The organism is Ruegeria sp. (assembly GCF_028066395.1).
Taxonomy (GTDB): Bacteria; Pseudomonadota; Alphaproteobacteria; order Rhodobacterales; family Rhodobacteraceae; genus Ruegeria.
In genome coordinates, this window is record NZ_JALCBM010000072.1 from 4,050 (window position 1) to 16,039 (window position 11,990).

The window sequence follows — 11,990 nt, forward strand, 5'->3', positions numbered from 1 at the left end:
GGTTCATAAACATTCTGCGCCCGGGTGATGCCGCGCGCGGCCATGTCGTTGCGCAACTGCGCCAGCGGTTTTTCGTTCAGGAACCCGGTCAGATAGAAACTGGCATAGGGCAGCAGCTCGCCCCGGCCCAGACCGATGAACAGTGCGTTGAATTCCCGTTCCGCTGCGGCGGGTTTGGTGACCTTGGCAACCCGGGACATGGCCTGAATGGCCTGACCCAGATCGGTCTCATCCCCGCCAAGACCCGCCATCTGGTCCAGCAGCATCTGATCGGGTGGGCCGGCCAGCAGCAGGCCCAGAAAGTTGTAGAAATCCGCGCGCAGGCGATCCTCGGCCGAGATATCCAGGTCTTGCGCTTTGCTTGCGGTCATGGGGTCATCCTTCGAATTCAAATTTCATGCGGCGCGGGGCGGGGGGCAGGTCGGTCTCTTCAACCTCTTCCACCTCGGCCATCTGCACCGGTTCTTCGGGCAGGGTGTCGACCGGTTCCGGTTCCGCTTCGGGTTCCGGGGTGTCGGGGTCTTCGATTGGGGCGCTGTCGTCTTCCTGGGCGGCCAACGCCTCGACATGGGCCAGCATGCCCTTGCCGACCTGATAGGCGGTCTGGATGTTTTCGATCACGCATGCCGCGTCGGTGTAATCCTCGCCGTAATCGACCAACCCATCGACATTGGCCAGCACCGGGTTCAACCGCCACAGCCGCCGCAAGGCGCGGCGGCGCAGACGGTCGGGCACCGCCTTGGCCATGAAGCCCGAGACATCGTCACCCGCCTGCAACTGATCGGGATCGGGCAAGTTGAATTCAGCCAGTATCTCGGCGTCGCTCTTTTCTTCCAGCTCGGCGTGCTGAGCGGCCAGCGCCTGTTCCTCGGCAGCCACGATCTCGGCTTGCGCTTCGGCCTGAACGGCAGCCTTGCGGCGGGACCAGAAATCGCGGGGTTGGGTCATTGCACGATCCTTCTGGGCGCGCGGTAGACGTCGCTTTCCTGACGGATGCGGGCATCGCCCTTGCCATCCTCGACCAGATCGATCCGTTTTCTGTCGCGGCGGCGTTTGACGAAAACCTCATCCTTGTGATGCTGCAAGGTGAAATCCCGCAGCCAGGCGATCAGCCCTTCGGTCATCGGGATTTTCTCGACTATCTCTTCGCCGGTATCGGCGTAATCCTGACCCTCAAACGGCGAAGCGGTGACCAGCACCGGGTTCAGCGGCGTGTCGCCATCCAACTCGTCCCGCAACACCAGATACAGCGAGGGCTGCCCGTCGGCGAGGTTGACCCGGTACGCCTCGGTCTCATCGGCCCAGAGTGTCAGGGGCAAGGTGGCGGCGTGGTATTCCACAGCATCGCCTTCGCGGCGCAGTTCCTGCCAATTGGCGGGTCCCGCGCCGGGCAGTGCCGCGATGGCGCGCCAGTTCCACTTCGCCCAACGGGTCACCCCGGGCGTTTTGCGCACGATGACGCCAACCGGCATTTCGATTTGGCTTGCGGCCTTGGCCACTGGTTCCTCCCCGAAGGCTCTCCCCTGCCTTCCCTTTGTGTACTATGGTACATAATCGGGCGCTGTGCCAAGTCCATATCTTTTTCTTATGTCGTAATCACCGATATTTTATTCGTATTCAGGTGCGGATTAATGGGGCGGAAATCGGTGAATATGAAAAATATTGCATAAATTGCGGATTCAGTAAGATCTGCGCATTGCCAGCCCCGGGAATAGTCCTAAGCTGCTGTGGAACAGATTTGCGCCGGGGAGAGAGATGGTGACCAAGATCGTGCTGTGTGACTGCGCTGGGACGCAGAAACTGGATGCCGACGGCATATCCTCGGCCTGTGATACGGCCTGCACCAAGGTCCACACCGCGCTGTGTACCCAGCAGATCGAAACAGCGGCGCAGTTGATGCAATCGGGTGAGCCGCTGGTGATCGCCTGCGGGCAGGAAACCGAGGTGTTCAGCGAACTGGCCGAGGAGCTGGGCGTGGACACCCCCGGCTTTGTCGATCTGCGCGACCGGGCGGGCTGGTCCGATCAGGGGCAGGATGCCGCGCCGAAAATGGCGGCCCTGACGGCCGAGGCGCTGTTGCCCCAACCTATAACCCATAGTGTCGACGTTATCAGCGAAGGCACATGCTGCATTATCGGCCCCGGAGAGGTCGCCTTTGATCTGGCCGCGCTGCTGTCGGACAGTCTGGCGGTCACCGTTCTGGTAACGGATGAGGCCGAGCCTGCAAGCCGCGCCTTTGACGTGGTGCGGGGCAAGGTGCGCAATCTGACCGGCGCATTGGGGGGCTTCACCCTGCGGCTGGATCAGGTGCAGCAGATGGAACCCGGCGGGCGCGGCGCGTTCGCGTGGAGCACCCCGCGGGACAGGGCCAGTTCACGCTGCGATATGGTGATCGACCTGACGGGCGGCACACCTCTGGTTCCGGCCCCGGAAAAGCGCGAAGGCTATCTGCGCGCCGATCCCCGCGATCCGGTTGCCGTGACCCGGCTGGCCTTGGCGGCGGTACAATTGGTGGGGACATTCGAAAAACCCCTTTATGTGCGGCTGGACGAAAGCCTCTGCGCCCATGCGCGGGCCGAACAGGTCGGCTGTTCCAACTGTCTGGACATCTGCCCGACCGGGGCGATCACTCCGGCGGGGGAACATGTGGCGATTGATCCGATGATCTGCGCGGGATGCGGGGAATGCGCCGCGCTTTGCCCCTCGACCGCGATCACCTATGAGGACCCGCCAGTGTCGGCCCTGCTGGCGCGGATGCATATTCTGGCGCGTACCTATCGCCGCGCGGGTGGCGACGCGCCGCGCCTGTTGGTGCATGATGGGCACGGGACCGAGATGATCCGGCTGGCCGCGCGGTTTGGCCGGGGCCTGCCCGCCGATGTCATCCCGCTGGAACTGACCGGCGTGTCGGGCTTTGGCCATGCCGAGATGCTGGCCGCGCTGGCCCATGGCTTTGCGCGGGTCGATTTGTTGCTGTCGCCCAAGACCGAACGTGATGCGCTGGACCGGGAACTGCCGCTGGCGCAGGCCATCGCGGGTGAGGGGGCCATCGGTATTATCGACGTGACCGACCCGGATGCACTGTCGGAATTGCTCTATACCCAAGACATTCCCGCGCCGCTGACCGAGCCGGTGCTGCCGCTGGGCAACCGGCGTCAGATCGCCCGTCTGGCCGCGCAGGCGCTGAACCCGGGGGCCGAGGCCCCGCTGCCCTTGCCCGAAGGCGCACCCTATGGGGCCGTCGCGGTGAATACGGATAGCTGCACCCTGTGCCTCAGCTGCGTGTCCCTGTGCCCCTCGGGTGCGTTGATCGACAACCCAGACAAGCCGCAGCTGAACTTCCAGCAGGACGCCTGCCTGCAATGCGGCCTCTGCCGGTCGATCTGCCCGGAAGACGCAATCGCGCTGGTGCCGCAACTGGATCTGAGCGATGCTGCCCTGTCGCAGCGTGTCCTGAACGAGGAAGAACCTTTTGCCTGCGTCGAATGCGGCGCGCTGTTCGGGGTGAAATCCACCGTCGAACGGATCATGGAGAAACTCTCGGGCACCCATCCGATGTTTGCCACCTCGGACAAGGCGCGGATGATCCAGATGTGCGACAATTGCCGGGTGAACGCGCAGTTCAACAGTCAGGACAACCCGTTCACCTCAAACCCCAGACCGCCTGTGGTCACGACCGAGGATTATTTCTCGAAACGCAAGGATCACTGAAATTGCAGCGGTGCCCCCAGATCGGCGGCGCTGAGCGCGGCAACAAAGGCGAGGATCGCCTCCAACTCGTCCAGTGTGATCTCGACCGGGTGGATCGGCGGCGGGCGGTCCACCGCGAAGGGTGGGGTGACGTCGATGATCTGGGTAAAGGAAGGGTGCGGGTTCAGGGCAAAGAAAGCCTCGAACCGGTCCGACCAGTCGGGCATGGCGCGCAGCACCGCAAAGGAGGGGGTCGAACCCAACCCGTTCATCCGGTTCTGTGGCCCGATCACATGGCAGCGGCCGCAATGGGTCAGCGACAATTCCTGCCCCAGCGTGACATTGCCGTCGATGGCTTGTTCCTGCGGGGCGGCGGCGACGGTGACACTGGCGCTGAAGGGCTCGCCCTGCTGCGGGGCGAAACTTTCGACCGTGCGCTTGCCGATATCCGACAGCAGCCAGTCGCGGAACCGGTCCTGCCGGTCGGTGCCATCGGTCAACAGATGATAGGTCACACCGCCCCGCGCAAAGACCGGATCGCCCGGCGGCGCGGAATTCAGCGACATTTCCCCGTTTTCATCGGCGATAACCCGTATCCCGGTCTTGAGGGAAAAGCGCGGAAGGATATGTTGCAACAGACCCGAGTCCGAGACCTCATCCGGGGCCGAAAGGCCGATCGCCTCCTGCGACAAGGAGGGGCTGGTGATGAACGTCAGGCTCAGGCACAACAGAACAAAGCGCATGGCTCAGCCTAACGGGGCGCGGGCGAATGCGTCAAATAAACAGAATGAGACGGAGACACATGCAATGAGCGGCGACTGCACATTGTCGATACGCAAGGCCCCCCGCGCGGGGCGGATGAAAAGGATAGGCGCATGAGCATCCGTGACGCGGTTCTGGCGAACCTGAAAAAGATCACCGACCCGGTGTCCGGCAACGATATCGTCAGCGCGGGCATCGTGCGGGCGCTGAATGTCGAAGGCGACACGGTGCGCTTTGTGCTGGAGATCGACCCGAAACAGGCCGAGAAGATGGAGCCGGTGCGCGCCACCGCCGAAAAGGCGGCGCAGATGGTGGACGGGGTGACCAAGGTCTCGGCCATGCTGACGGCGCATTCGGACAAGGCACCACCGGATCTGAAGCCCAAACCGAAACCGTCGCAGACCGGCCCGCAGGCGGTGCCGGGGGTGGATCGGATCATCGCTATTGCCTCGGGCAAGGGCGGGGTGGGCAAATCCACCGTTTCGGCCAATCTGGCCTGTGCGCTGGCCGCTGAAGGGCGGCGTGTGGGTCTGCTGGATGCGGATGTCTACGGACCGTCGCAGCCCCGGATGCTGGGCGTTTCGGGTCGCCCGGCCAGCCCCGATGGCAAGACCATCCTGCCGCTGCGTAATCACGGCGTGACCATGATGTCGATGGGGCTGATGACCAATGAAGGTCAGGCGGTGGTCTGGCGTGGCCCGATGCTGATGGGCGCGCTGCAACAGATGATGGGGCAGGTGCAATGGGGCGCACTGGACGTGCTGATCGTTGACCTGCCGCCCGGCACCGGCGACGTGCAACTGACGCTGAGCCAGAAGTTCAAGGTGGACGGGGCCATTGTTGTCTCTACCCCGCAGGATGTGGCCCTGATCGACGCCCGCAAGGGGATCGACATGTTCAACCAGCTCAAGACGCCGATTGTGGGCATGATCGAGAACATGTCGACCCATATCTGCTCCAATTGCGGGCATGAGGAACATGTGTTCGGCCATGGCGGTGTCGCCTCCGAGGCCGAGTCGCTGGGCGTGCCGCTGCTGGGGGAAATCCCGCTGCATCTGGACATCCGCGTGGCAGCAGACGGAGGCGCGCCGATTGTGGTCAGCAAACCCGACAGCCCGCAAGCCGATGCATTCCGCAAGATCGCCCGCGACATGATCGCCAAGGGTCAGGCATGACCGAGCCGGTCTTTCCCCCCTTGCTGACGGGCCACCCGGTGCAGGGGGCGGAGGACCCGTTTGACCGCGCGCAAGCCATGGCCGCGCTGGGCTGCGATTCCGGGTCGGTGGTCTACAACATTCAGGCCGATCACCTGCGGGTCGCCATCGTCTTTGCGCCCGAGGTGCCGCTGGGCGATGCCATGGCGATGCTGCCGCTGGCTGCCGTGGGGTTTCAGAACGCGCTGGGCGCGCTGGCACCGCCCGAGGTCGCGGTGCATCTGGGCTGGGACGGGCTGATCTGCGTGAACGGTGCCCGTTGCGGCCAGTTCCGGGCGGCGGCTTCGGGCACTGACCCTGACGCCGTGCCGGATTGGCTGGTGATCGGCTGGGACCTTGCGCTGCTGCAAACCAGCGATACGCCGGGCGATACGCCGGACATCACCGCGCTTTATGACGAGGGCTGCGCCGACGTTTCGGCGGTGCAACTGGTCGAAAGCTGGTCGCGCCATATGCTCACCTGGCTCAACCGCTGGCAAGAGGACGGCAACGCGCCCCTGCATGCCGAATGGATGGGCCTGCTGCGGGGCGTGGGCGAACCGATTGAGGGGCAGGGCGTGTTTCTCGGCACGGACGAGCAATTCGGCATGCTGATCCGCGACGGTGCCGACACCCATCTGCGCCCCCTGACGCATCTGCTGGAGGAGACGACATGAAACTGGCCCGCGCAATCCATTTCGACGAAAGCGACATGAACGTCTTTCACTCACCCGCCCGCACTGGCGAATGGTGCATCTCGGGCGGGTTCGAGTTTTCGAACTGGGGCGAGGGCGATCTGGAGGGCAAGGCCCGGCAGGCTTTTGCAAATGGCTGGCTTGGGGTCGAAACTTTCGGGCGGGTGACCTTTGTCGCCGTGACGCAGATCGAAGCGGCGGAACAGGATCAGATCACGCGCAATCTGGCCGAGCATTTCGTGCAACTCTACGGTGCGCCTTCGGTCGAGGCTGCACTGGATGTGGCGCAAGCGGAACTGGCCCATATGTCTGAACTGTGCGATGAGCACGCTCCAAACACCCTGCTGACCGTTGCGCGCGAACTAACCGGGGCAGGGGTGCATGAGGCGTTCCGCGTGATCACCCCGCAAGAAACGCAGCTAGAGGCACTGGCCGTACACGGCTCGCTGGACGAATAGCGCCTAAAACAGATCGGCAAACCCGCCGAATTGCCCGCGTTTGAAGATCAGCCCCTGACCTTTGCGATACATGACCCGGTCCACATGGCCGACCAGAATCAGGTGATCCCCGGCCTCATGACGGGCATGAAGCGAGCAGTCGAAGCGGGCCAGACAGCCCTTCAGCCTTGGCCGCCCGGCTTCGTCCAACTGCCACTCGGCATGGGAAAAATCCAACCCGTTGCGGGCAAATTTCAACGCCTGATCCTGCTGATCCTGCGCCATGACGTGGATCGCGTAGCTGTCGCAGGTGCTGAACGTGTCATAGCGGTTCGAATCCCGCGCCAGGCACCACAGGACCAGCGGCGGGTCCAGCGAAACGGATGAGAACGAATTCACCGTAATCGCCCGCGGCCCATCCTCGGTCTGGGCGGTGACCACCGTCACACCGGTGCCGAAACATCCCAGCGCCTCGCGAAAGGCCATGCTCTGGTCCGGGCTGGGGGTAAAGGTCTTTTCGGTCATCGGGTGCTCGTCCACTGGGCTGATCTCAGGTGCCACGCCGTGCCGGGATTGTCCATGGAAAGCTATGTCGAGGGTGTACTTTTTCCTCAGTTCAGGTCTTCCAGCAACCGCCCGTGTTTGCGGGTCTGCGCGATGACATCGCCAAAGGTCACCATGCCGCGCGCCGACAGCATCGGCAGCATGCGCACCAGAACCTCGGCCGTGGCCACCGCATCGCCCAGCGCCGTGTGCCGCAGGTGTTCGGGAATGGTCACGCCCAGCCGATCACAAAGCGCATCCAGCGTATGGGTCTCACTGGCCCCGAACAACACTGCCGACAGCAGGACCGTGTCGAGGATCGGATGGCTCCATTCGACCCCTATCGTGGTCGCGTGACGGCGCAGAAAGGCCATATCAAACGGCGCGTTATGGGCGACGATCACCGCGTCGCGGGCAAATTGATGAAAACTGCGCCCGGCCTCGGCAATATCCGGCGCGCCTTGCACCATCGCATCATTGACCCGGTGCACTTTGGTCGAGGCCGCAGGGATCGGAATGCCCGGATCGACCAATGTGTCCAGCCGTTCACCTTCGACGATCTTGCCTTTGACCACGCGCACCGCGCCGATCTGAACGATCTCATCCTTATGCGGCAAGAGCCCGGTGGTTTCGGTATCAAAAACCACAAAGATCAGGTCCAGCAGCGGGCGATGTTCAAATGCGGCGTCGGCAGGCGTATCCAGCAGGTCGAAATCATAGACCAGAGGCCGCGCCTCATCAGGTCGCATCTGCGCGGCACTTTCATCAAAGATCAGCATATAGCCGGGCGCATCACCCAAGGGTTTCATCCGCGCGGAGTAGGTCTGCCGCCCGTCAACGCTGGTCAGGCGACACGCAACATCCATGCCGGTTTTGTTCATCTCAGCATAGGCATCGGTCAGCCCTGTGCTCTCCAGATAGTCGAACAGCGAGGCATTGAGACGCGGATGCGCGATCTGCGCCAGCACCTCGGCCGCTTGCGCGTCATACAGCACGATCTGATGTTTCGGTCCGGCCAGCAGCATGGCAACCGGGATCTCGGTCAGCAGGGCGGTCAGGCGCTGTTTTTCCGCCGCCAGATGCGCGGTTTCCGCTGCCACCGCCTCGGCCGTGTTCATCGCGGTTTCCGCCAGTTGATCGGCCAACCCGGCGGCGGCCGGGGCCAGATCACCCAGATAGCGCGCCGCCTGCACATCCAGTTGCGTATCGACCCCGACATGGGCGCGAGCGCGCAGCTGCGCCGATAAACGCTCGATCGGTTTGGCGACATTGTCGTCAAACAGCAGCCAGATGCCGACCACCAGTCCCAGCAGACCAAAGGCGATCAGGATCTCGGCAAAGATATAGGCGTCCAGCAACTCGGGGTCTTCGGCCCGCTGATAGCTGATCCACAGCGCCCCGGAACTGACCAGCAGACCGCCCAAAGCCAGCAGGCAGAAGAACAGGAAAATCCGCAGCCGCAGGCTCAGCCGGTTCAGCATGATCAGACCCCGCAGGTGGCCTGCACAACCGGATCACCCGCGCCCGCCACGAACCAGTCGGCGTTGACCAGCCGCCCGTCATCACCGAACTCGGCCCCGTCCACCAGATTGGCGCGGCTGTTCTCGGCGCAGTTCACCGCCACCGGCACTTTCGAGACTGGCGCCCAGCGGCCAAAGAAATAGAGATCAACCAGCCGCTGATCCGGCACCTCGTCATTGGTACGGACCGAGACGGTGTCGATGGCGGCAAAGCGATCCACGAAAGGCACCGCATAGGTCCAGGGGCGATAGAATGCGCGACTTTCGACTTCCTGAACGATGGCCATCTGCTCGGGCAGTTGGTCGCGGGTGCGGTCGTACCAGGAATATTCGCTGGTGATGGTCATGGCGATCATCCCCACACCCGCCGCAACCGGCATAGCCCATTTCGGCAGCCGCCCGCCGGTCAGCTTGTTCAGCACCATCACGATGCCCGCAAAGGCAAAACCCGCAAAGATCGTACCGATCAGTTCCAGAAACATCGCGTCTCTCCACCTTTGGGACGCAACCCGCCCCTTCTTCTCGTTCCAAACACGGTCGCCGAAGGCGATCCCGCACTCTCTGCCCGCGCTGGCCTATCCCAGCATGCCCGTGCCATGGCCCACCGCCGATTGCATTGTCTTGACCACGACAAAGGCGTCGCGCAAGTGGCTGCGTTCGAAATCCGACAGGTCGGAGGGCGGTAGATAATTGTCCGGTTTTTCACCGGATTTGACCAATCGCACCTGATGCTCCAGCCGGGTTTCCGCAATCAGATCATAGGCATCCAGCAAATCCCGCGCGCCCGAGGGGCTGAGAACCCCCGCAGCCTCGGCGGCGTTCAGGCGCGCGCGAGAGTTGGCCTCGGGCAACTGCCCCTGCAGGCTGTAGATACGGGCCAGATCGACCACCGGCACCACGCCGTTATGTTTCAGGTCCAGCGTGTTGCGATGCTCGCCCGATCGGATTGTCGCAAAGCCGCGCAACAGGCCTAGCGGAGGTGTGTGTTTCAGCGAATTGGCGATCATATGGGCGACAAAGATCGAATTGGCCTGCGCTTCGGCCAGCGTATCGGCCTGAAGATCGGTGAACAGGTCAAACGCGCCTCCGATGGGGCGCAGGTCGAACATGACCGAGGCCAGCATCTGCGCCTCGGGGTTGGGTTTGGCGATCCAACCCCGGAAATAGTCGCGCCAGACCCGAACCGGCTGACACCAGCGCGGGTTGGTCGCCATCATGTCGCCCGGGCAATAGAAATAGCCGCACGTATCCAGCCCGTCCGAGACGAATGTCGCGAGCTTGGCGAAGTAGTCCATATCGGCGTCCGACACGCTGTCATCCAGCATCAGGCAATTGTCCTGATCCGAAACGCCCGTCTGTTCCTGCCGCCCTTGCGAGCCGCAGGCCAGCCAAAGATAAGGCACCGGCGGCGGGCCCAGCTGTGCCTCAGCCAGCGTCAGGAGGCGGCGGGTCACGGTATCGGCGATGTCGGTGATCAGGCGGGTGACAATCTCGTGCCGGTTGCCGCCTGCCACCAGTTGCACCAGCAGTTGCGGGATTTCAGAAGTGACCAGCGCCATCTCCTGCGCCGTATCCGCGCGGGCAACCCGGCGCACCAGTTCGGCGGAATTGACCGCCTGATAATGGGTCAGATCGGTCTGGGTAACGATACCGACCAGCTTGCCGCCTTCGCAGATGGGAATATGGCCGATGCCGCGTTCCATCATAACATGCAGCACGTCCGAGCCGATATCATGCGGCGCAAGAGTGACCGGATCAGGCGTCATAATGGCCGAAACCGGGGTATCGCCCGGCATCGCATCGGCCACGAATTTCCCGGAAATGTCCCGTAGCGTGGCGATCCCCAGCAGGCTGTCGCCCTCGGTGACACAGAGCGATGAGATGTGACGATCCCGCATGATCTGCGCCGCCTGCTGCACCGGCATCCCGCCGGGACAGGTGGCCGGGTCGCGGGCCATCAGCACGTCGATGGCGCTGGTCGCGAGGCTCTGCGGCCCGGTTCTTCCCCCACGCGAGCGGTTGAAGAACTTCGCCACCACATCATGCCCATCGATCAGGTTGCGCACCAGATCGGGGGGCAGCACGATCAGGACCGAGGGCGTATGCGCCCGCGCTTTCGTGGCGGCCTTGCCGTCCTTCAGCAGTCCGCGTTCCCCGAATGAGTTGCGCAGCCCCAGATGAGACACGACCGCGCCGTTTTCATCAGAAATCTCGACCTGTCCTTCATAGATGACGAAGACGCCGGGCAGGGTGTGGCCCAGCTCGTACACATTGCTGTCTTCATCGACCTCCCAAACCTCGATCTGCTTGGCCAGTTCATCCAGCGTCTCGGCGGGCAGGGCGTCATAGGGGTGAACGGAGTCCAGAAACCGGGTGATCTGATCATGGGACAGGGGCATGGGATGTCTCCGGGGTTCTGAAAGAGACGTCCCGCCCAAAGCTTGTGCCGGGCGGGACGAAAATGTCGTTGGACGCGGCGGGATCAGGTTAACCGCCCGCCGCATCAGGCTCAATGATCCTGTGCTGCGCCGGCACCACGGGGGATGCGCACGCTTTCCACCAGATCCTTGATTTCCTGCGGGGTTTCCTTGGTCATGCCAGCGACCACATAGGCCACGCCAAAGTTGACCATGGCACCGATGGCGCCGAACGAGGTCGACTTGATCGGGCCCAACAGCGGGTCCGCATCGGTGAACGAGTTGGTGCCCGGGATGAACAGCCAGCCCTTGTGCAGGAAGATATAGACCAGTGTGACAACCAGACCGGCCAGCATACCCGCAACCGCACCGGTGTTGTTGATGCGGGTCGAGAAGATCCCCATCATCAGTGCCGGGAAGATCGAGGCCGCCGCCAGACCAAACGCCAGGGCCACGGTTTGCGCCGCAAAGCCCGGTGGGTTCAGACCCAGCCATGTTGCGACCACAATGGCCACGGCCATTGCGATCCGCGCTGCCAGAAGCTCTCCTTTTTCCGAGATCGACGGGTTGATCGCGCCTTTGACAAGGTCATGGGACACCGCCGACGAGATCGCCAGCAACAGACCCGCAGCGGTGGACAAAGCAGCCGCCAGACCACCGGCAGCGACCAGACCCACGACCCAACCCGGCAGGTTGGCAATCTCGGGGTTGGCCAGAACCAGGATATCGCGGT

The 11,990-nt window shown here is 63.2% G+C and carries 12 protein-coding genes and 1 pseudogene; 4 read left to right on the plus strand and 9 right to left on the minus strand.

Annotation, left to right across the window (positions count from 1 at the left end; genetic code table 11):
• The 3 genes from MPJ51_RS18175 to MPJ51_RS18185 form a co-directional block, all read right to left on the minus strand.
• Positions 1-371, minus strand: a 371-nt coding sequence (locus MPJ51_RS18175) for a molecular chaperone TorD family protein (RefSeq protein WP_298389581.1), incomplete at its 3' end; no start/stop codon positions are given.
• A gap of 4 nt (positions 372-375) precedes the next feature.
• The gene (locus tag MPJ51_RS18180) at positions 376-948 is read right to left on the minus strand and encodes a DUF3306 domain-containing protein (RefSeq protein WP_298389583.1); all 573 of its coding nucleotides are present in this window, start codon (positions 946-948) and stop codon (positions 376-378) included.
• On the minus strand, positions 945-1,499 hold the full coding sequence (locus tag MPJ51_RS18185) for a DUF3305 domain-containing protein (protein WP_298389585.1): 555 nt from the start codon (positions 1,497-1,499) through the stop codon (positions 945-947). The genes MPJ51_RS18180 and MPJ51_RS18185 overlap by 4 nt, the downstream gene beginning before the upstream one ends.
• A gap of 256 nt (positions 1,500-1,755) precedes the next feature.
• On the opposite strand from MPJ51_RS18185, the gene MPJ51_RS18190 reads away from it, so the two are divergent.
• Positions 1,756-3,711: a 4Fe-4S binding protein gene (locus MPJ51_RS18190; RefSeq protein WP_298389587.1), complete on the plus strand. Its 1,956-nt coding sequence runs from the start codon at positions 1,756-1,758 to the stop codon at positions 3,709-3,711.
• Here the strand turns inward: MPJ51_RS18190 and MPJ51_RS18195 are convergent.
• Positions 3,705-4,433, minus strand: coding sequence for a cytochrome c (locus tag MPJ51_RS18195; RefSeq protein ID WP_298389588.1), 729 nt, complete (start codon positions 4,431-4,433; stop codon positions 3,705-3,707). The genes MPJ51_RS18190 and MPJ51_RS18195 overlap by 7 nt on opposite strands.
• Before the next feature lie 132 nt (positions 4,434-4,565).
• Between MPJ51_RS18195 and MPJ51_RS18200 the strand changes: the two genes are divergently transcribed.
• From MPJ51_RS18200 to MPJ51_RS18210, 3 genes are read left to right on the plus strand one after another with little or no spacing between them, the layout of a single operon-like run.
• Positions 4,566-5,627, plus strand: a complete 1,062-nt coding sequence (locus tag MPJ51_RS18200) for an Mrp/NBP35 family ATP-binding protein (RefSeq protein ID WP_298389590.1) — start codon at positions 4,566-4,568, stop codon at positions 5,625-5,627.
• Positions 5,624-6,322 carry a biotin/lipoate--protein ligase family protein gene (locus MPJ51_RS18205; RefSeq protein WP_298389592.1) on the plus strand — a complete coding sequence of 233 codons (699 nt, stop codon included), beginning with the start codon at positions 5,624-5,626 and terminating at the stop codon, positions 6,320-6,322. The genes MPJ51_RS18200 and MPJ51_RS18205 overlap by 4 nt, the downstream gene beginning before the upstream one ends.
• A complete protein-coding gene (locus MPJ51_RS18210; RefSeq protein ID WP_298389596.1) occupies positions 6,319-6,798 on the plus strand; it encodes a DUF6505 family protein in 480 nt (159 codons plus the stop codon). Before MPJ51_RS18205 ends, MPJ51_RS18210 begins: the two co-directional genes overlap by 4 nt.
• A gap of 3 nt (positions 6,799-6,801) precedes the next feature.
• On the opposite strand, the gene MPJ51_RS18215 is transcribed toward MPJ51_RS18210, so the two are convergent.
• The 5 genes and pseudogenes from MPJ51_RS18215 to MPJ51_RS18235 form a co-directional block, all read right to left on the minus strand.
• Positions 6,802-7,302 carry a flavin reductase family protein gene (locus MPJ51_RS18215; RefSeq protein WP_298389598.1) on the minus strand — a complete coding sequence of 167 codons (501 nt, stop codon included), beginning with the start codon at positions 7,300-7,302 and terminating at the stop codon, positions 6,802-6,804.
• Positions 7,303-7,388: 86 nt separating this feature from the next.
• A complete protein-coding gene (locus MPJ51_RS18220) occupies positions 7,389-8,801 on the minus strand; it encodes a 3'-5' exonuclease (RefSeq protein WP_298389600.1) in 1,413 nt (470 codons plus the stop codon).
• A 2-nt stretch (positions 8,802-8,803) separates the two neighbouring features.
• A complete protein-coding gene (locus MPJ51_RS18225; protein WP_298389602.1) occupies positions 8,804-9,322 on the minus strand; it encodes a hypothetical protein in 519 nt (172 codons plus the stop codon).
• Positions 9,323-9,415: 93 nt separating this feature from the next.
• The gene (locus tag MPJ51_RS18230; RefSeq protein WP_298389604.1) at positions 9,416-11,239 is read right to left on the minus strand and encodes a DUF294 nucleotidyltransferase-like domain-containing protein; all 1,824 of its coding nucleotides are present in this window, start codon (positions 11,237-11,239) and stop codon (positions 9,416-9,418) included.
• 110 nt (positions 11,240-11,349) lie between these two features.
• A pseudogene (locus tag MPJ51_RS18235) lies at positions 11,350-11,990 on the minus strand (cation acetate symporter); the annotation flags it as partial.